Origin of the sequence: Nocardia coubleae NBRC 108252, from assembly GCF_001612805.1 — a bacterium.
In the GTDB taxonomy this organism is placed as follows: Bacteria; Actinomycetota; Actinomycetes; order Mycobacteriales; family Mycobacteriaceae; genus Nocardia; species Nocardia coubleae.
The window spans coordinates 43424-66701 of sequence record NZ_BDBD01000020.1 but is presented as its reverse complement, the minus strand read 5'-3'; the positions used below and the strand labels follow the sequence as shown (position 1 = coordinate 66701).

5 protein-coding genes are annotated in these 23278 nt (G+C 67.5%); all 5 read left to right on the top strand.

Translation table 11 applies throughout. The annotated features are described in order from the left end of the window. Positions 1-176 precede the first annotated feature (176 nt). The 5 genes from NCO8_RS22750 (at position 177) to NCO8_RS22725 (ending at position 23273) form a co-directional block, all read left to right on the top strand. A complete protein-coding gene (locus tag NCO8_RS22750; RefSeq protein WP_157105046.1) occupies positions 177-15920 on the top strand; it encodes a hypothetical protein in 15744 nt (5247 codons plus the stop codon). 8 nt (positions 15921-15928) lie between these two features. Further along, positions 15929-17836: a dynamin family protein gene (locus tag NCO8_RS22745; RefSeq protein ID WP_084457396.1), complete on the top strand. Its 1908-nt coding sequence runs from the start codon at positions 15929-15931 to the stop codon at positions 17834-17836. An 86-nt stretch (positions 17837-17922) separates the two neighbouring features. After that, positions 17923-19464, top strand: coding sequence for a dynamin family protein (locus NCO8_RS22740; RefSeq protein ID WP_084457395.1), 1542 nt, complete (start codon positions 17923-17925; stop codon positions 19462-19464). A 66-nt stretch (positions 19465-19530) separates the two neighbouring features. Further along, complete coding sequence (locus NCO8_RS22735; protein WP_167353324.1) at positions 19531-19848, top strand: transposase; 318 nt, start codon at positions 19531-19533, stop codon at positions 19846-19848. A gap of 167 nt (positions 19849-20015) precedes the next feature. Then, positions 20016-23273, top strand: a complete 3258-nt coding sequence (locus tag NCO8_RS22725) for an IniB N-terminal domain-containing protein (protein WP_176579733.1) — start codon at positions 20016-20018, stop codon at positions 23271-23273. Positions 23274-23278: the final 5 nt, after the last annotated feature.

Below are 23278 nucleotides of genomic sequence, written 5' to 3'. Positions count from 1 at the left end.
GTTGCTGACGGTCTGCTGTTACCGGTGCGCGCACCGATAACGGGGCCGATCCCCTAACGGCCCTCGATCCCCTAACGGGCACCCCATGCGATGAATAGGGATTTGCCCCGTTACGAGGGGGTGCCCATCGGCCATAGCTTCGAAACATCTTGCCGATCCCGGAGGAGCTGATTCCGATGACCACACCCTTGGAGAACGCGATCCTGCAGTTCATTCTCGATTTGCTGCGCGATCCTAAGGCCGCGGCGGCGTACTGCAACGCGCCGGACAAGGTCATCGAGGAGGCGCAGCTGTGCGCGACCCCCGAATACATTGCCGCCTGCGCGCCGATGGTGGCGCGCGGCGTGTGCGATGCGGGGAGTGCGCCGTTGCGGGGCATCGTCGGGTGCGGCGGTGGGGGAGGTCATGGGTTCGGGGGTGGTGGTCATGGTGCCGGGTTCTATGGTGCCGGGGCCGGGCCGTCGATGTTCTTCGGGCCGGGGCGTTGGTTCGGGCCGGGGCAGGGTGGGTTCGGGCCCGGTGGTCGTGGTGGTCATGGTGGTGGGGGCCACGGTGGGCCCGGTGGGCCCGGCGGTGGTGGTGGCGGTGGCCGGCCCGGTGGACCCGGAGGGCCAGGGGGACCGGGAGGACCCGGGGGACCCGGCGGTTGGCCGGGTGGACCCGGAGGGCCCGGTGGACCTGGCGGACCCGGTGGACCTGGCGGAGGCACCGGCGGTAATACCACCAACAACAACAGTGGCAATACCACCAACACCAACAGTGGCAACACGACGAATAATCAGGGCAACGGGGACAACGAGATTTTCAGTCCCGACATTCTCACCGGCGATGTGCTCAACAATCCCGTGAGCAATGTGCTCAACGGGACAAATCTGGGCGGCGTGAATCTCGGTGATATCGCGAATGTCGGCAACGTGGGCGATGTGCTGAGCAATATCGGCAGCCTCGGCGACACGCTCAACAACGTGGGCAACCTGACCAACTCGGTCGGCGACATCAGCGGTCTCGGCGATGTGACCAACACCGTCGGAAACCTCGGTGACGTCACCGGAATCGGCGATGTGGTTAATGTCGGCGGCCTCACCAACACCCTCGGCGATGTGATCGGCGGCGGCAACACGATCGGCGACGTCACCAACCTCATCAGCGGTGCCAACGTCGGAGATCTGCTGAGCGGCAATACGGTTGGGGACGTGACCAACCTGGTCAGCGGTGCGAACATCGGCGATATCGGCAGCACTGTCGGTGACATCACCGGTATCAACGCGCTCAACCAAGCTGCCCACATCGCGACCGAGATGACCGACGCCTTCAACGCCGTACAGATCGGCGACGCCTTCCTCGGCAACCTCAGCGCCCCCGTCACGGTGGTATCCGGTTCCCTCGGCGGCGTGAGCGGCGTCCTCAACGGCATCAGCCCGATCAGCAATATGTTCAACGATTTCAGTGATATCGGCGATGTGGGTCATGTGCTCGAGGAGCTGGCCATCGGCAATTTCCTTTCCGCACTCAACAATGTGGGGATCGGGACCGTTGGGGATATCAGCGGAATCGGTTCCGTGGGTGATGTGAGCAATGTTGTGGGAGATGTACTCGGCGGTGTCACCAACGTGGGTTCCGTCGGAGACGTCCTCGGTGATGTGACGACCGGTGATGTGGTCGGGAACGTGCTCAACGGCGCCGGCTCGGTCGGTGATGTGAGCAATGTGGTGAATCAGGTTGTGGGCGACCAGAACCTGAGCGAGGTGCTCAACGACGTGACCATCGGTGGGGTCAGCGAGGTGCTGAACGGGTCGAACGTCGGGGACGTGCTCAACGGGTCTGTGGGTGACGTGATCGGTGATGTCACGAATGTGGGCTCGGTGTCGGAGGTGCTGAACGAGGTGGGCTCGGTCAGCGAGGTGAGCAACACGGTGGGGGATGTGTTGAACGGTGCGGGGTCTGTGGGTGATGTGAGCAATGTCGTTGGGTCCGTCGTGGGTGATATCGGATCTATCGGTGATGTGAGCGAGGTTGCCGGTGGGGTCGGCAACGTGAGCAATGTTGTCGGGGACATGACCGAGGTCGGCAATATCGGCAGCGTTGTCGGCTCCGTCGGCGACGTCACCCAGAACATCGGGTCCGTCGGCGATGTCACCGGGATCGGTGGGTCGGTGGGCGACGTGCTGTCCGATATCGGCAGCGTCGGTGGGGATGTGGGCTCCATCGGTGATGTGAGCGGTGTGGTCGGGGATGTCGTCGGTGAGGATGTAACCAATGTCGTGGGCAACGTGATCGGTGGGGACGTAACCAATGTCGTGGGCGATGTGGTCGACGGGGACGTCCTCGGTTCGGTCGGTTCTGTAGGTGACGTGACCAATGTCGTCGGCGGCGATGTGCTGGGTTCGGTCGGTGACATCGGCTCTGTCGGAGACGTTCTCGACGGCGGTATCGGCACGGTCGGCGATGTCACGCAGTCGGTCGGTGACGTCTCCGGCGTGGCAGGCGACCTCACCAACACGATCAGCGAAGTCGGTTCGATCAGCGAGGTCACCAACACTGTTGGCGATCTGACGGCGGTCGGTGGCGACCTCGGTTCGATCAGCGAGGTCACCGGTGTGGCCGGCGACCTCACCCAAACCGTCGGCGACATCGGCTCCGTCGGCGATGTATCCGGCGTCGCCGGCGATGTCATCGGCACGGCCGGCGACATCGGTTCCGTGAGCAATGTGGTCGGCGATGTGGGTTCCGTCGGCGGCGATGTCCTCGGCTCCGTCGGCGACATCACCGGCATCGCGGGTTCGGTCGGCGAGGTGACCGGCGTAGCAGGCGACCTCACCAACACCTTCGGCGACGTGACCAACACCGTCGGTTCCGTCGGCGACGTGAGCGGAGTCGCTGGCGACCTCATCAGTGGAGATGTCTCCGGTGTTGCGGGCGACGTAATCGGTTCGGTCGGCGATGTTTCCGGTATCGCGGGTGACGTGAGCGGCGTGGCCGGGGATGTCATCGGCACGGCTGGCGATATCGGTTCGGTCAGCAATGTGGTCGGCGATGTATCCGGGGTAGCGGGCGACCTCACCAATACCTTCGGCGACGTGACGAACACCGTCGGCCCCGTCGGTGACGTCACCGGTGTCGCGGGCGATCTCGTCGGTTCCGTCAGTGACGTATCCGGCATCGCAGGCGACGTGACCGGCGTCGCGGGTGACATCGGTCCGATCAGCAATGTCGTCGGTGACGTGGTCGGCGGTGACCTGATCGGTTCGGTCGGCGATGTTTCCGGCGTCGCGGGCAACGTGAGCGGCGTCGCTGGCGACCTCACCAACACCATCGGCTCGGTCGGTGACCTGACGAACGTGGTCGGAGATATCGGCAGCGTCGGCGGCGACCTGACCAACACGGTCGGCTCGGTCGGCGACATCACCGATGTCGGTTCGATCAGAGACATCACCGGTGTGGCCGGCGACCTGACCAACACGGTGGGCTCGATCAGCGACGTGACCGGTGTCGCGGGCGACCTGACTGGCGCGGCGGGCGATGTCTCCGGTGTGGCGGGTGACGTGACCGCGGTCGCCGGCGATCTCACGAACACCGTCGGTTCGGTGGGCGATGTCGCGAACAACGTCACTGGTGTGGCAGGCGATCTCACTCAGTCTGTCGGCGACGTAACCGGAATCGCGGGTGATTTGACCGGCGTGGCGGGCGACTTCACCGGCGTCGCAGGGGATTTCACCAACACCGTCGGCTCGGTCGGTGATGTGACGAACGAGCTCACCGGCGTGGCAGGTGATATCACGGGCATCGCTGGTTCGGTCGGCGAAGTAACCAACACGGTCGGCGACGTGTCCGGTGTCGCGGGTGATCTCACCAACTCGATCAGCGACGTGTCGGGCGTAGCAGGGGATCTGACGAACTCGGTAGGCGACGTCACGGGCGTGGCCGGAGACCTGACCGGTGTGGCCGGCGACCTCACGAACACTGTCGGCTCGGTCGGCGACCTTACGAATACCGTCGGCGACGTCACCGGTGTAGCGGGCGACCTCACCACCACGGTTGGCTCCGTCGGTGATTGGACCAACACGGTGGGCAACCTGACCGGAGTCGCCGGTGACGTGACAGGCGTCGCGGGCGATCTGGTCGGTTCCGTCGGCGACGTTACTGGTGTCGCAGGCGATCTCACCAACACCGTCGGCTCGGTCGGTGACGTGACGAACGCCGTCGGTGATCTGACCGGCATCGCGGGTGATGTGTCCGGCGTGGCAGGGGACCTGACCGGCGTGGCGGGCGATCTGACACAGACCGTCGGCTCGATCGGCGACGTCACAGGTTTCGCGGGAGACGTGACCGGCGTAGCAGGCGACCTCACCAACACCTTCGGAGACGTGACCAACACTGTCGGCAATATCAGCGACGTGACCGGGGTCGCTGGTGACCTCACCAACTCGGTTACCGGGGTGGCGGGCGACGTGGTCGGCTCAGTCGGCGACGTGACCGGAGTGGCCGGTGACCTCACCAATACGGTCGGGTCCGTCGGCGATTGGACCAACACGGTCGGCAACCTCACCCAGTCCATCGGCGATGTGACCGGTGTGGCAGGCGATCTCACCAACACTGTGGGCGATGTCAGCGGCGTCGCGGGCGACCTGACCGGTGTGGCCGGTGACCTGACCGGCACTGTCGGTTCGGTCGGCGACATCACCGGGGTAGCAGGCGATCTCACGAACACCGTGGGTGATGTCAGCGGCGTCATCGTCGGCTCGGTGGGCGATGTGACCCAGACTGCCGGCAACGTCAGCGACGTCACCGGTGTGGCGGGTGACCTGACGCAGACGGTCGGTTCGATCAGCGACGTGACCGGCGTCGCGGGCGACCTGACTCAAACAGTCGGTTCCGTCGGCGACGTGACCGGAGTCGCCGGGGACGTGTCCGCGGTGGCCGGAGATCTGACGCAGACCGTGGGCAACATCAGTGATGTCACGGGCGTCGCGGGCGATCTCACCGGTGTGGCAGGCGACCTGACCAACACCGTCGGCTCGGTGGGTGACGTGACGGGTGTCGCGGGCGACCTCACCCAGACTGTCGGTGACGTAACCGGAACCGTTGGCTCCGTGGGCGACTGGACCAACACGGTCGGTGACGTGACCAATGCGGTCGGCTCTGTGGGTGACGTGACCAACACCGTGGGCGATCTGACCGGCGTCGCGGGTGACCTCACCCAGACGGTCGGCAACATCAGCGACGTGACCGGCGTCGCCGGGGACCTCACCCAAACCGTCGGGTCCATCGGCGACGTGACGGGCGTGGCAGGCGACCTCACCAACACCATCGGCGACGTGACCGGCAATGTCGGTTCGATCGGCGATATCACCGGCGTAACAGGCGATCTCACCGGTGTCGGCGGCGACCTGCTCAGCGACATCACCGGCAACACAGGAGACCTCACGGGGGTCGCGGGCGATCTCACGGGCATCGCGGGTGACCTCACCGGCAACTCCGGGGACCTGACCGGGATCGCAGGTGATCTCACCGGAGTTGCGGGCGACCTGACCAACACTGTCGGTTCGATCGGCGACGTGACCGGTGTCGGTGGCGACCTCGTGGGGGACGTGACGGGTGTCGCGGGTGACCTGACGGGCAACTCCGGTGACCTCACCGGTGTGGCGGGCGACCTGACACAAACAGTCGGTTCGATCGGTGACGTCACAGGTGTCGGCGGTGACCTACTCAGCGACCTCACCGGCAACTCGGGTGACATCAGCGGAATCACGGGTGGCCTCGTCAACAACGCAGGCGACATCACCAACACGGTCGGTGATGTCAGCGGTGTGGCGGGCGACCTGCTCAGCAACTCGGGCGATCTCACCGGCAACACGGGCGATTTGACCGGCACAATCGGTGATGTCAGCGGCGTCGCGGGTGGCCTGATCAACAACACCGGTGACATCACCGGAATCGCGGGTGACCTGACCGGCACGGTCGGTTCGATCGGTGACGTGACGGGTGTCGGCGGCGACCTGCTCAGTGACCTCACCGGCAATTCGGGCGACCTGACCAACACAGTCGGTGATGTGAGTGGTGTCGCGGGTGACCTGCTCAGCAACTCCGGCGACCTCACCGGCGTCGCAGGCGACCTGACCGGTATCGCGGGTGATCTCAGCGGTATCGGCGACGTGACCGGCGTCGGCGGCGACCTTGCCGGGGACGTGACGGGCATCGCGGGTGACTTGACCGGCAATACCGGCGACCTGACCAACACGATCGGTGATGTGAGCGGTGTCGCCGGTGACCTGCTCAGCAACTCTGGCGATTTCACCGGTGTTGCGGGCGACCTCGTCGGCACGATCGGCGACATCACCGGCAACACAGGCGATCTGGCCGGCATCGCAGGTGACATCACCGGTGTGGCAGGGGATCTCACCGGGATCGCCGGCGACCCGAGCGTCGTCGGCGACGTCACCGGCGTCGGCGGCGATCTGCTGAGCAACGTCAGTGGCGTGGCGGGTGACCTGACCGGCAACATGGGCGATATCGGCGACATCACCGGTGTGGCAGGCGGACTCGTCAACGGCGATGTGACCGGCGATCTGATCGACGGCACGGTCGGCGACGTCACCGGTGGCCTCGTCAATGGCGACGTGACTGGCGACCTCATCGACAACACCGGCACGATCACCGGCATCGCCGGCGACGTGATCGGCACGGTCGGCAACAGTGGCGACATCACCGGTGACCTGGTCGACGGCGACATCACGGGCATCGCAGGCGACCTGACCGGAGTGGCCGGTGGGATCGTCAACGGCGATGTCACCGGTGGTCTCGTCAACGGTGATGTGACTGGCGACCTCATCGACAACACCGGCACGATCACCGGAGTCGCGGGCGGGTTGGTCAACAACGCCGGCGATATCAGCGGCGTCGCGGGCGACCTCGTCGGTTCGGTCGGCGACATCGGCAACAGCGGCGACCTGACGGGAGTCGCAGGCGATGTGATCGGCACGGTCGGCAACAGTGGCGATATCTCCGGCGACCTGCTCGACAACTCCGGCGACATCGTCGGCGACATCACCGGCGTGGCAGGCGGGCTCATCAACGGCGACGTGACCGGCGACCTGGTCGACGGAACTGTCGGCGACCTCACCAACGTCGGCAGTATCAGCGACATCACGGGCGTGGCGGGCGATCTGACCGGCAGCCTCGTGAACGGCGATGTGACCGGCGATCTGATCGACGGCACCGTCGGCGACCTGACGAACGTCGGCAACATCAGCGACATCACCGGCGACCTGGTGGACGTGACCGGTGTGGCGGGTGATCTGACCGGTGTAGCCGGTGGCCTCGTCAACGGCGATGTGGTCAGCGACGTAACCAACAACGGCGACATCGGCGGCGTGATCGGTTCGGTCGGTGACATCACCGGCAACAGTGGCGACCTCACGGGCGACCTGCTGGACAACACGGGCGACATCGGAGGCGTGGTCGGCGACATCACCAATTCGGGTGACATCGGAGGCCTCATCGGCTCGGTAGGCGACATCACCAACAACGGCGATATCGCCGGTGTAGCAGGAGGACTCGTGAACAACACCGGAGACGTAGTGGGTGACATCACCGGCAACAGCGGGGATCTGACGGGCATCGCGGGTGGCCTGGTCAACGGCGATATCACCGGCGACCTCATCGACAACTCGGGCACCGTGGTCGGCGATCTGGTCGACAACTCGGGCACGATCGGCGACATCACGAACACCGGCGAGCTGGTCGGTGACATCACCGGCAACAGCGGTGACCTGACCGGCGTCGCAGGCGACCTGCTCGACAACTCGGGCGGTGTACTGAACGACCTCACCAACAACGGCGACATCACCGGTATCGCAGGCGGTTTGGTGAACGGTGACCTGACCGGAGTGGCTGGTGACCTCACCGCGGGCTTGGTGAACGGCGACCTGACCGGTGTGGCGGGCGACCTCACCGCAGGTCTGGTGGACGGTGACGTCACCGGTGTCGCAGGGGATCTCACCGGCGACCTCATCGACAACAGTGGCGACATCGGCGGCCTCGTCGGCTCCGTCGGCGACATCACCGGCACAGGCGCCGTGACAGGCGTGGCGGGCGATCTGACCGGTGTGGCAGGCAGCCTCGTGAACAACACCGGCGATATCACCGGAGATCTCTTCGACAACTCGGGCGCCATCGGTGGCGTGGTCGGCGACATCACCGGCGGACTCGTCAACGGCGATATCACCGGTGACTTGATCGACGGCGACTTCACGGGTGCAGCAAGCGATCTCATTGATAACACCGGTGATATCGGCGGCCTGATCGGTTCGGTCGGCGACGTCACCGGCAACACCGGCGACCTGACCGGTGTGGCAGGTGACCTGACCGGCAGCCTGGTCAACGGTGATATCACCGGCGACGTGACCGGCATCGCGGGCGGCCTCGTGAACGGTGACATCACCGGCGACCTCCTCGACAATTCCGGCGACTTGACCGGTGTCGCAGGCGATCTCACTGCCGGCCTGGTGAACGGAGACGTTGTCGGGGACCTCGTTGACGGCGACTTGACCGGTATCGCAGGCGGTTTGGTGAACGGTGATGTGATCGGCGATATCACGAACACCGGCGATATCACCGGCATCGCGGGCGGCTTGGTCTCCAACACGGGCGACATCACCGGAGACCTCATCGACGGCGAAGTGACAGGTGACCTGATCGACGGCGGCCTGACCGGCATTGCCGGCGGCCTCGTCAATGGGGACGTCACGGGCGACCTGATCGACGGCGACGTCACCGGAGACCTGCTGGACGTAACCGGCGGCCTGGTCAACGGTGACGTGACGGGCGATCTGATCGACGGTGGAATCACCGGTGTCGCGGGTGATCTCACCGGCGTTGCAGGTGACGCTATTTCGAACAGTGGCGACATCACCGGCGGCCTGGTGAACGGCGACGTAGTCGGTGATATCACCGGCGACCTCGTGGACGGTGATGTGATCGGCGACGTCACGGGTGGCCTGGTGAACGGCGACGTGACCGGCGATCTCATCGACGGTGGGCTGACCGGCATCGCGGGCGGGCTCATCAACGGCGACGTCACCGGCGACCTGCTCGACGTGACCGGCGGCCTGGCCAACGGTGACGTGACAGGTGACCTGGTCGACGGCGACATCACCGGCGTGGCAGGTGGCCTGATCTCCAACACGGGTGATATCGCCGGTGGCCTCGTGAACGGCGACTTGACCGGTGTCGCAGGTGATCTCACTGCCGGGCTGGTGAACGGCGACGTGGTCGGAGATGTCACAGGTGGCCTGGTGAACGGTGACGTCAGCGGTGATCTGCTCGACGTGGCCGGCGGCCTGGTCAACGGTGATGTGACCGGCATTGCGGGTGATCTCACCGCAGGCCTGGTGAACGGTGACCTGGTGGACGGCGATGTGACCGGCGACCTCATCGACGGCGGTCTCACCGGAATTGCCGGCGGCATTGTCAATGGTGATATCACCGGCGACCTTCTCGACAACTCCGGTGATATCGGCGGCCTGGTCGGCTCGATCACCGATAACGACATCATCGGTGTCGCAGGCGGACTCGTGAACGGCGACGTCGTCGATGACATCACCAGTGGCGATATCACCGGTGTCGCAGGCGATCTCACCGCTGGTCTCGTGAACGGCGATCTCGTCGGCGATGTGACAGGTGATCTGGTCGATGGTGATCTGACCGGTGTCGCCGGTGGAATCCTCAACGGGGACATCGTCGGTGACGTGACGGGCGACCTCGTCGACGGCGACATCACCGGCGGGCTGGTGAACGGCGACCTCGTCAACAACATCGGTGACGTGACCGGTGTGGCGGGCGGCCTGGTCAACGGCGACGTGGTCGGCGATGTGGTCGACGCGGGCGACATCACCGGTGATCTGGTCGATGGCGACCTGACTGGTATCGCGGGCGGAATTGTCAACGGGGACATCGTCGGTGACGTCACCGACAACGACATCACCGGCGACTTCCTCAACGATCTTTCGGCCGTCACCGGCGGCGTGGTCGACGGGGACGTGCTCAGCGACATCACCGGTGCCGCGGGTGGCGTGGTGAACGGCGACGTCACCGACAACGACATCGTCGCCGGTGTGGTGAACGGTGATGTGCTCAGTGGCATCACCGACAACGACGTCACCGGCGACCTCGTCGACAATGTGGGCAACGTGACCAACAACGGCGACGTGGCCAACCTGATCGGCCTTACCGGCCTGGCCGCCGCGGTCACCGGCATCGCGGGTGACGTGGGCACCGGCGACCTCATCGGAAACTTCGACCTGGCAGGCATGGCCGGCGACCTGTTCGACAATTCCGGCGACATCACCGGCGTCGCAGGCGGTCTCGTGAACGGCGACGTGGTCGGTGACGTCACCGGCAACGACGTGGTCGGCGGAATCCTCAACGGCGACATCACGAACACCGGCGACATCGGCAACCTGGTCGGCGACATCACCGGAGGCGACCTGACCGACGTCGGCAACATCACCGGCGACCTCGTCGACGGCGACCTCACCGGCATCGGCGCCATCGGCGACGTGACAGGCGATCTCGTGGACGGCTCGGTCGGTGACATCACCGGGGATCTGGTGGACGGGGGTCTGGTCGGCGACCTGACCGGCGTCGCAGGCGACCTCACCGGTGTCGGCTCGATCGGCGATGCAACCGGCGATCTCATCGACGGTTCGGTCGGCGACATCACCGGGGACCTGGTGGACGGCGGCCTCGTCGGCGACCTGACCGACGTCGGCAACATCACCGGCGACCTCGTCGATGGCGGCCTGGTCGGTGACCTGACCGGCGTCGCAGGTGATCTCAACGGCATCGGCGACATCACCGGTGATTTGGTCGACGGTGGTCTGGTCGGCGACCTGACGAACGTCGGCTCTATCGGCGACGTGACCGGCGGGCTCATCAACGGTGACGTGACGGGCGATCTTGTCGACGGTGGCCTGGTCGGTGACTTGACCGGGGTCGCCGGCGACCTGAACGGCATCGGCGACATCACGGGTGACTTGGTCGACGGCGGCGTCGTCGGAGATCTGACCGGGGTAGCAGGTGACCTGACCGGCGTCGCGGGCGATCTCAACGGCATCGGCGACATCACGGGCGACCTGGTGGACGGCGGAATCGTCGGCGACATCACCGACGTCGGCTCCATCGGTGACATCACCGGCGACCTGGTCGACAACGACTTCACCGACGTCGGCAATATCGCCGGAATCGTTGGTGATCTGACCGACGTGGGCAATGTCGGCGACGTCACCGGCGGCCTAGTCAACGGTGACGTGACCGGCGACCTGATCGACGGCAGCTTGGTCGGCGATATCACCGGAGACCTTGTCGACGGCGATATCACCGGCGATCTAATCGACAACGACTTCACCAACGTGGGCAACATCGCAGGCCTCGTAGGCGATCTGACCGACGTCGGTTCCGTCGGCGACGTCACCGGCGATCTCGTCGACACCGGTGACATCACCGGCGACCTGATCGACGGCAACCTCGTCGGTGACGTGGTCGGCGACCTGAACGACGTCGGTTCCGTCGGTGACATCACCGGCGATCTCATCGACACCGGCGATATCACCGGCAACCTGGTCGGCGATCTGACCGACGTCGGCTCCATCGGTGACATCACCGGCGACCTGATCGACGGCAACCTCGTCGGCGACGTGACCGGCGACCTCACCGACGTCGGCTCCATCACCGACTTCATCGACACAGGCGACATCACGGGCGACATCGTCGACAACGAACTCGTCGCCAATCTGACCGACATCGACGTGACCGGCGTTGCCGGTGACCTGACCAGCACGGTGGGCGACATGACCGGACCTTTGAGCGGTAACGACATCTCGGGCACGATCGGCGACATCCTCAGCGGCAATGGCGGCGGAGGCGGCGGGGGAGGTGGCGGCGGAACCGGTGACGTCACCTGGGTCGGCGACCTGGTGAGCATCACCGACTCGTTCAGCGACATCACGAATGTGTTCGGTGACTGGTCCAACATGATCGGCGACATCAGCGGCTCGTTCGGTGACCTGTCCGGCGCGTTCGAGAACCTGAACGTGAGCGACGTCTTCGGCGACGTGACCGGCGTGTCGGGCGATTGGTCCGCGATGATCGCCGGCCTGAGCGACAACGCGCTCGAGATCACCGGCTTCGGCAGCGGCGTGGTGAGCGAACTGGTGAACGTGTCCGGCGACTGGAACAACACGGTCGAGGGCATCACCGGCAGCTTCGGCGACGTGGTCGGCCTCGGCGGTGACGTGGTGAGCATCGGCGGCGACCTGGTCGGCTCGGTCGGAGGCATCGGCGGTTCGATCGGCGACGTCACCGGCTCGCTCACCGGCATCGGCGGTTCGGTCGGCGACATCACCGGCTCGCTCACCGGTGTCGCGGGCGACCTGACCGGTGTCGCGGGCGACCTGACCGGCGTCGCGGGCGACCTGACCGGCGTCGCGGGCGACCTGACCGGCGTGGCAGGCGACCTGACCGGCGTCGCGGGCGACATCACCGGCATCGGCGGCAACCTGTCCGATGTGTTCGGCGACGTGACCGGCTCCTTCGGCGACCTCACCGGCTTCGGTGGCGACGTCACCGGCTTCGTCGCCGACCTGACCGGCATCGGCGGTGACCTGACCGGCTCGGTCGGCGATCTCACCGCCTTCTTCGGAGACTTCACCGGTATCGCCGGTGACGTGGCCGCCTTCACGGGCGACCTGACCGGCACCTTCACCGGTGTCGGTGGCGACCTGATCGGCTCGGTCGGTGACCTCACCGGCGTCGGCGTGACCGGCGTCGTCGGCGAGGTGGTCGGCGATGTGACCGGCTCGTTCGGTGACATCACCGGCGCGACCGGACTGATCGGTGATCTGGATCTGGCGAACACGATCGGCGACGTGACCGGCTCGGTCGACGTCGGCGATATCGGTGGTGATGTGACCGGCGTCTTCGGTGACATCGCGGGAGATGTGACCGGAGTTGTCGGCGCGGTCGGCGACGTGACCGGGGTGGTAGGCGACCTTGACCTTGGAATTGGGGATGTGAGTGACATGGGTGACATCAATATCGGCGGCGAGAACAACATTTTCGGTGCGGGCCTCAACGATGTGAACGGCATCGGCGACAACTTCGGCGGCATCGCCGACAACTGGGAAGACGTGCAGATCCAGGGCATCGGCGGCCAGGTCGACGAATCGCTGAACAACTTCGGCGGCCTCGGCAACGGCGTGCTGGCAGGCGCTCTCGGCGAGGGCCTGGTCGGCGGCGACCTCACCGGAATCGGCGCCCACGATGTCACCGACGCGGTCGACGTCAACGACGTGTTCGACGGCGGTGTCGCCGGCGTGGCAGGCGGCGTCCTGAACGGCGAGGGCGGTCTGGCCGGCGCGGGCGGTCTGCTCAGCGGCAACGATGTCACCGATTTCGCCGACCTCACCGACATCACCACCAACGGCATCGGTGCCGCGATCGACGAGAGCTCGGTCCTCAACGACGTGGTCGACGGCGGCGTGGCCGGTGTGGCAGGCGGCGTCCTGAACGGCGAGGGCGGTCTGGCCGGCGCGGGCGGCGTCTTCAACGGCAACACCTTCGAGGACATCACCGCCAACGGCGTCGGCGCCGCGGTGGACGACGTGTCCGACGTGGTCGACGGCGGCATCCTGTCCGGCAACACCTTCGAAGACATCACCACCAGCGGCATCGGCGCGGCGATTGATGAGAGCTCGGTCCTCAACGATCTGGCGGCAGGCGACGGTATCGGCAACGGCAACGTGGTCGGCGGCATCGTCGGCGCGGTGACCGGCGACGGCGACGGCGGCTTGCTCGGCACCGGCGGCGTCCTCAACGGCGACGGTGGCCTGGCCGGTGCGGGCGGCGTCCTCAACGGTGACGGCGGCCTGCTCGGTGCGGCAGGCGTCGGCAACGACTTGCTGGCAGCTGACGGCGACGGCGGCCTGTTCGGCGGCGCCGAGGACACCACCATCAACGGCATCGGTGCCGCGATCGACGAGAGCGCGATCCTCAACAACGTGAACGTCGAGGACATCACCGGCATCGGCGGCAACGTCGACGACCTGGGCGGCGTCCTCAACGGCGGCCTGCTCGGCGGCGGTGACGGTGGCCTGCTCGGTGGCGTCACCAACACCGGCGACGTCACCGGCGTCGGCGATCTGGTCGACGGCGGCGTGGCCGGAGTGGACGACGGCATCCTCAACGGCGCGGTGTTCGAGGACATCACCACCAACGGCATCGGTGCCGCGATCGACGAGTCCAATGTGCTCAACAACATCAACGACGGCGGCATCGGTGGCCTCGTGAACGGTGACGGTGGGCTGGCCGACGGTCTCGCGAACGACGCCGACGTGACCGGTCTGGCGGGCGGTGTGCTGAGCGGCGACTTCGAGGACATCACCACCAACGGCATCGGCGCGGCGATCGATGAGTCGAACGTCCTCAACGACGTGGTCGACGACGGCATCCTCAGCGACACCCTCGACGGTGGAGTGGCAGGCAGCCTGCTCGGCAACGCGAACTTCAACGACATCACCGCGAATGGCATCGGTGCCGCGATCGACGAGTCGAACGTGCCGATCCTCAACGACGTGGTCGACGGCGGCGTCGCCTCCGGTCTCCTCGGTGGCGAAGGCGGCATCCTCGGCGCCGCGAACTTCGAGGACATCACCGCGAACGGCGTCGGCGCGGCGATCGATGAGTCGAACGTCCTCAACGACGTGGTCGACGACGGTGTGGTCGACGTCCTCGACGGCGCGGCCTTCCAGGACATCACCGCGAACGGCGTCGGCGCCGCGATCGACCAGAGCCCCATCGGCAACGACCTGGTGGACGGCCTGATCAACGGCTCGAACTTCGAGGACATCACCGGTGTCGGCGGCAATGTCGACAGTGTCGGCGGCGTCATGAACGGCATGACCGACGTGCTTAACCCGACCGCGGTGGCGGGCCTGTTCAGCAGCGGTCTGACGGGCAGCACCCACGAGAACACCGGTTCGACGAACTCCTCGCCGTACAGCAACGCCACCTCGGCGGCCTCGGACGGTGCGGCGTCGGCGGCGAACGCGGCCAGCGCGTTCACCGGTGCGGCGGCCTCGACCGCCGGCCTGGCCGGCCTCAGCGACGACGACCTCGGCTTCGACCTGGGCAACACCTTCGGCGACGCGGGCCTTACCGGCATCGCACCCGGTGAACCGAACCCCTCGGGCACCGGCCTGGAGACCGGCTTCGGCCCCCTCGACGCGGTTACCGGCGCGATCACCGGCGACGCGACCGGTGCCGGCCTGCTCGACAGTGCCCTGCCCGGTGACGACGCGCCCGGCGGACTCCTCGGCGGTGACCCGGGCGAGGTTCTCCCCGGTGGCGATGTGGTAGGCAACCTGGTCGACGAGGTGCTGCCGACCATGCACACCATGCCGTACGAGGACGGCAACCTGGTCGGCTCGGGCCTGGAGACCGGCTTCGGCGCGGTGGAAGGCCTCACCGGCGGCGGCCTCCTGGGCGACGTGCCCACCGAGGTGGTCGGCACGGGCGAACCGTTCGACACCCTCACCGGCGCCGGCTCGGCGGTCGGCGACGCGGTCGAAGCCCCGGTCCCCGGCTACGACTACACCCCGATGCCGACCACCGCACCGGACACCTCCGGCACCACCGGCGCGGCGACGGGCGGCCTGTCCGACACCACCGAGGCGGCGACCGGCGGGGTCTACGACACCACCGAGGCGGCCACGGGCGGTGTCACCGAAACCCTGGACAGCGTGGATGTGGGCGGCGCCTTCGGCCCGGGTCTCGGCGCCACCGACACCGGCCTGCTGGGCGACTCGTCGAGCACGACCACCCCGGAGGCCGACGACGGTGGCCTCCTCGGCGGCGGCCTCCTCTGAGGATCGTCATGACGACTCCGGCGAAGACGTCGGCCGCACCGTCGGCAGCCACCCCGCTGCTGACGGTGCTCGGCGACACGATCGAGGCGGCGCGCGCCGCCGACCGCGACGACCTGGTCGTCCGGTTGGAGGCGGTCGCGCAACGGGTCAGGGATCCGCGCAGGCGGATCGTGGTGACCGGTCAGCTGGAACAGGGCAAGAGCCGTTTCGTCAACGCGTTGCTCGGGCTGGATGTGTGCCGGGTCGGCGACGACCAGACCACGACCATCCCCCTGCAACTCGAATACGGTCCGGTCCCGCGGGCCGAACTGGTGCTCACCGCGCCGGGCGCGAGCGACATCCGCGTGGAGGTGCCGTTCGACGAGATCGGTTCCCTCGACGCCCGCAGCCCGTACGCGCAGGGCCGCCAGATCGCGCGGATCGAGGCGGCGGTGCCGAATCAGCTGCTCAGCGAGGGCATCGTGCTGGTCGACACCCCCGGCGTCGGCGGGCACAGCAGTGCGTATTCGGCGGCCGTGCTCGGCATGGTTCCGGCCGCCGACGCGGTGCTGCTGCTGAGCGATGCCTCCACCGAACTCACCGAGCCAGAGCTGTCGTTCCTGCGGCAGGTCAAGGAACTGTGTCCGACGGTCGCGGTGCTGCTCACCAAGGTGGACATGTATCCGCATTGGCGTCAAGTCGCCGAGGCCGATCGCGGGCACATCGCCCGCTCTGGGCTCGAGATCCCGATGCTTCCGGTGTCGTCGCTGCTGCGCGCGCACGCGTTGCGCACCAACAGTGCCCAGCTCGGTCGCGAGTCCGGTTTCGGTGCGCTGTTCGCGTTCCTGAAGGAACAGGTCGTCGCCCGCGACCAGGTGTCGACCAGGGCCGCGGTGGCACGCGAACTGCATTCGGCGGCCGAACATCTGGCCCTTGTCCTCGGCAGCGAACTGATCGCCCTGCGCGACCCGGAACGCTCCGACGACGCGATCCGCGAACTGCAACGCGCCCGCACCGCCGCCGAGGACCTGCGCCGCAGCTCCGGCTACTGGCAGCAGACCCTGCAGGACGGCATCACCGACCTGATGAGCGATATCGACCACGACCTGCGCGAACGCCTGCGCGCGGTGGCCCACACCGCCGAGGACTGGATCGACGAACACGATCCGGGCAGGCACTGGCAGGCCATCGCCGAGTGGCTCACCGGCACGGTCGACACCGCCCTCGGCGACAACCTGCTGTGGACGCACACCAGGGCCGAAACCCTGGCCGAGCGGGTCGCCGAACATTTCGGCAAGGCCAGCGCCGTCGACCTGCCCGATGTGGACAACGCGATGGATGCCGAGGGCACGGGCGCGGCGGCGGGCACCCTTGCCGGTCTCGAACCCGATATCAGCGTCACCAGCAAGGTCCTCGTCGGCTTGCGCGGCTCCTACGGTGGCGTGCTGATGGTCGGTCTCGCCTCCACACTGGCCGGCCTGGCGCTGCTGAATCCGCTGTCGATCGGCGCGGGTGTGCTGGTCGGCGGAAAGGCCTACAAGGACGACAAACAGTTGCGCCTGGCTCGCAAACGCGCCGAGGCCAAGGCTGCGGTGCGGCGGTTCGTCGACGATGTGGCGTTCCAGGCGGGCAAGGAGGCCAAGGACCGCATGCACCGCATCCACCGGGCCCTGCGCGACCACTTCACCGGTGTCGCCGAACGCAGCCTGCGCTCGATCGATGCCTCGCTGAAGGCCGCGCAGGATGCGGCGAATTCGGCGGTGAACAGCCGGTCGGGCCGGCGCGGCGAACTGGAGCACCAGTTGGTGCGGGTCGCCGAGCTGCGCCGCTACGCCGACGGCATGCTCGAGCTCACCTCGGCGCCGGGCAGGCAGCGTTCGTATTCGGCGCCGTCACCCGGTGTGCGGCCGGTGCCCGCCGAGGACGGACGCCGGTGAACGCCGTGTTCGCTCCGGCGCGCGAGGGTGTGTTTAAGTGAAGGAATGATGCTCGCCGCGTGGGTCGAAGCGGAGGCCGCGCGCCGATGAGACACTATCGGCCCGAATCCCCGCTTCCCGGCGGCGCACCCACCGCACCCACGACCGGCGAGGCGCACCGGCTCGTCAAGGCCGCCGCGCGGGAACTGCGCGACCCCGGCGCCCGGCAGTTGATCGACGAATGCGCCGAGCGGTTGCGTCAGCCGTTGCGGGTCGCGCTGGCCGGTTCGATCAAGGCGGGCAAGTCGACGCTGCTCAACGCCCTGGTCGGGCAGAGCATCGCCCCCACCGATGCCACCGAATGCACCCGCGTGGTCACCTGGTACCGCAGCGGAACCACCCCGACGGTGACGGCGTTCGCGGCCGACGGCGCGTCGGCGAACGTGGCGGTCCGCCGAGGGGCCGGGGCGCACGGTCTCACCTTCGAGCTGTCGGGTCTGCGCTGGCAGCCGGCCGGTACGCACGCCGTCGACCACCTGGAAGTGCGCTGGCCGACGGCCGAGTTGTCACGCACCACCATCATCGACACGCCGGGCACGTCGTCGCTGTCGCACGAGGTGTCCGAGCGAACCATGCGTCTGCTCACACCCGCTGATATCGAACCCGACGCCCTGCGCATCCCCGGCGCCGACGCCGTGGTCTACCTGCTGCGCCGCCTCGACGCCACCGACGTCCATTTCCTCGAACAGATCGGTTCCGGCGGTCCGGCCGGTCCGCTCGGTGTGGTCGGGGTGGTGTCGCGGGCCGACGAGATCAGCGCCGGCCACATCAACGCCCTGAATTCGGCGCGCGATGTGGCCACCCGCTTCGCCACCGAGCTGGAACGCACCGGGTTGTGCCAGGCGGTGATCCCCGTGGCGGGCCTGCTCGCTTTCGCCGCCGCCACCCTCACCCAGCCCGAGTTCGCCGCGTTCGCAGCCCTGGCCGGGCTGCCCGCCGACACCCTCGAACTGGCCCTGCTCTCGGCCGACCGGTTCTCGCGCCCCGATATCGACCTGCCGGTATCGCCGCTGGTCCGCGCCCAATTGCTGGACCGGTTCGGCATGTTCGGTGTGCGGATGGCCACCGAACTCGTGCGCACCGGCGTGCGTGACGCGGCGTCGCTGTCGGCCGAGCTGAGTGCCCGCAGCGGCATCGACGAGCTGCGCCGGGTCCTCGACGTGCAATTCGGTCAACGTGCCGAGCAGCTCAAAGCCCATTCCGCGCTCACCACCCTCGACCGGGTGATCACCGCCCACCCCGGCACCCCCGCCGACGAACTGCTGCCGCGCGTGCGGACCCTGCTCGCCGACGTGCACGGTTTCGCCGAGTTGCGCCTGCTCGGCCGGTTGCGCGCCGACGAGTTGCCACTGCCACCCGACGACCTCGCCGAACTGTTCCGCCTGGTCGGCGGCGCCGGCGTCGCCCCGCACGTGCGCCTGGGCCTACCCGCCGACACCGACCCCGCGACGATGCGCGCCCATGCCCTCGACGCGGCGCGCAAATGGCGCACCAGATCCCGGCATCCGCTCATCGACAAGACGACAGTCGAGGCGTGCCTGACCGCCGTACGCAGTGTCGAGGGAGCACTCTCGCAGCTACCGGGCTGATCCTGTCTCCCAATTATTTCGCCGATCGATTGGGCTTGTCGCTGCTCGATACGGCATGATTCCGCCGTGACCACGACGATCGGCGACCCCGTCCGGGTACTGACGGACGCGCAATGGGCGCTGCTCGAATTCCTGCTGCCCACCTCGGCGGGCCGTGCGGGCCGCGACTTCGCCAACAACCGTCTCGTGGTCGAGGGGATGCTGTTCTGGCTGCGTACCGGTATCGCGTGGCGTGAGCTGCCCGCCGAATTCGGTCCGTGGCAGACGGTCTGGAAACGGCAGCGCCGCTACCAGGCCGACGGCACATGGGATCGTCTGCTCACCGCCTTGGCCGCCATGGCCGACGACGCGGGCAACCTCGCCTGGGTGCGGCGAGATAGTTAGGAGACACCGATTTTTCGGCTCCGAAAAGGTCACACTCTTCATCGGTAACGATTTCGTTGCGGAATCGGACTAGCTTTCCGAACACTCGCATGGCCAAGCGTGAAAAGCACCCACCGACAGACGAGTACGGATCCGGCGCAAGTCCTGATCTGGAGGAGCTGACCCGAATGAACCCCACCGCGATCCTCGAGTTCATCCTGAACCTGCTGCGCGATCCCCAAGCCGCAGCAAACTATTGCGCCAACCCCGTCCATGTCCTCTGCGAAGCGGACATCCCCGCCACCCCCGCCGAGATCGCGGCCGCCGCCCCCACCATCGCCGCCACCCTCTCCACCGACTGCACCTCCACCCTCACCGCCCTCAACACCGCCGCCGCCTCGGTGACCACCGCCGCCACCACCTCGGTAGCCGCCACCACCGCCGCAGCCGTCACCACGGCCGCCGACATCGAGACCGGCCTGGAAACGACCGTCGACGTCGGCGCCACCGTGGGCACGGGCCTGACCGCTGCCGCTGATGTGTCTGCTGGTCTGGGCGCGTCTGTGGGTGCTGTCGCTGATGTGTCTGCTGGTTTGGGCGCGTCTGTAGGTGCCGGCCTGGATGCAGCCGCCGATTTGTCGGCTGGTTTGGGTGCGTCTTTGGGTGCTGTCGCTGAGGTTTCAGCCGGTCTCGGGGCGTCTGTGGGTGCTGGCGTGGGTGCTGTCGCTGATGCTTCCGCGGGTTTGGGCGCGTCTGTGGGTGCCGGGCTGGGTGCTGTCGCTGATGTGTCTGCTGGTTTGGGCGCGTCTGTAGGTGCCGGGCTGGATGCAGCCGCCGATTTGTCGGCTGGTTTGGGTGCGTCTTTGGGTGCTGTCGCTGAGGTTTCAGCCGGTCTCGGGGCGTCTGTGGGTGCTGGCCTGGGCGCTGCCGCTGACGTTTCCGCCGGTCTCGGGGCGTCTGTGGGTGCCAGCCTGGGTGCTGTCGCTGATGTGTCCGCCGGCTTGGGCGCGTCTGTGGGTGCCGGGCTGGGTGCCGCCAGTGACGCAACCACCGGTATCGGCGCGACCCTGAACCCCACCCTCGACGCGGCAACCGACGTAGCAGCGGGCGTCACAACAGGTCTGGGCGCTGGCGTGAACACAGGCCTCACAGCTGCCACCGACATCGCCGCCGACCTGGGCGCCATCAGCAGCGCCACAGCCGATCTGGGTGCGACCACTGACATCACCCTCGACGCGGTGACCACCGCAACTACCGACCTCGGAGCCACCCTCGAAGCCGCAACCGACGTAACCACTGACATCACAGCCGGTCTCGGTGCAAGCGCGGATGCCGCCGTCGACCTGGGTGCCGACCTCACCGCAGGTCTCGGGACGACCACAGGTCTCCTCGCCGACGCATCGGCAAACATCCACTCTGCCGTCACCACGACCACCGACACCACCGCAGACCTCGGCCTCGAACTGACCGCCGCCACGAATAGCGCGGTAGGCGAGAGCCTTTCGTTCGGACACGATTCGGTGATCGGTGCCGCCACCGGTCTCGATTCCGCCCTCGAGTCGGTGGCCGCCGCCGGTGCCGACCTCTCCGCAACGGCGGGAACCGACCTTGGAATCGGTGCCACCGTCGCAGGTGCACTCGACGCCACCACGGGTGTCGCCGCCGGCCTCGGCACGACTGTGAGCGGCCTGACGACAGCAACAACCGAGACCGACCTCGCCGTCTCCGCAGCACTCGGCGCCACCAACGCTGCCGCCGTCCAGTCGGCAATGTCCGCCAGCACCGCTGCGACTACCGGCCTCGAAACCGGCCTCACGACCGCAGGCTCGATCGGCACGAACGCTGCCGCCGACCTCACCGCCGGCGCCACGGCGGGCGTGGAATCCGCCGTTGGCGTCGATCTGACCTCTGGTCTTTCCGCCGCGGGTGCGCTGGACGCGGTAACGACGACGGCCGACCTCGCCGCGAATGCCGTTGCGGGCGTGGAGGCCGCTGTGGGCGCGGCTTCAGGTCTTTCGGCCGTGGGTGCGCTGGGCGTGGAAACCTCGGCCGACCTCGCCTCGAACGCCGCTGCCGGCGTGGAGGCCGCTGCGGACTTCGGCGCGACTTCGGGTCTCGCCGCCGGGGGTGCGCTGGATACTGTCGCCGATCTTGCCGCCAGCTCCACTGCGGGTCTTAACGCCGCCGCCCTGTCCGGGGCGGGTTCGTTGGGCTCGGGTTTCGATGCCAGTGCTTCCGGGTTGACCGAAGGCGTTGTGGGGCTGGGCACTTCCGTTGGTGGTGCGTTCGAGGCGGGTCTCGAAACAGGACTTTCGGGGACGGGTGGGGTCGGGATGCAGGTCGGTGCGGCCGCGAATGCCGGTGCTGCTGCGGCGACTTCGCTGACCGGTGCGGTCGCCTCGACCACGCAGATCGGCCTCACCGGTGCAGGCGCCGATCTCTCCGCCGGCCTCACGGGCGCCGCCGCGACAGCGGACCTCGGCACTCAAATCGCGGCAGGCCTGTCCACCGGGGCAGCCGCAACTCTCGGCGCTCCCTTTACCGCCGCCCCGGCCACCGGCCTCGAAACCGCCCTCAGCACAGCCTTCAACACCGATCTCGCCGCAGCCTCGACCGTCGACACCGCGGCCGAACTCGTGTCCACCTCGGCCTTCGATACCGCCCTGGTCGGCGCTGCGAACACCACCACCGCACTCCAGTCCAATCTCACCGGCGCAGTAGCGAACTCGACCGGCATCGCTACCGGCCTCGGCGGCATCGCCACCGCCGGAGCCCACGCTTCCGCAGACGCCGCCGCCAACGCAGCCGCATCTGCCGAAGCCGCAGCCGGTTTCGCTGCGAACGCCACAGCCGACCTCGGCGCGAACGCGGCAGCCGACTTTGCCGCGAACGCGGCAGCCGACTTTGCCGCGAACGCGGCGGCAGGCGCAGCCGGTGTGACGGGCACCGCCGCCGCACTGGACGCGGCAGCCACCGCGACCACCGGTGCCGGAGCCACGGCCACAGGCGCGTTCGACGCAACCGCCGACGTAACAACCTCCACCGCAACAGGTCTCGAACTCGGCCTCGGCACAACACCCGACTGGTCCACCGAAACCGGCGTAGCCGCAGGCCTCGGCTCGACCATCCAGTCCGAGCCGCAACTCGATTCCACCTTCACCACATCCACCGGCTTGGAATCCACCCTCGGGGCGACCAGCGGCTTCGAAACCGTGGCATCAACCGCCCTCACCTCGGAGACCTCCATGAACCTCACCGGCGAAGCCGCCACCGAACCCACCTCGACCATCGATTTCACCTCGGCCGCCGACACCTGGTCGACGGTCGACGTGGACAGCGCCTTCGGCCCGGCTCTCGACGATTCCCCGCTCTCCGGCGGAACGGGCCTGCTCGACACCTCGTTCACCGCCCCGGAGTCCCCGTTCGACACCCCTGAAGCGCTGTAGTTCAG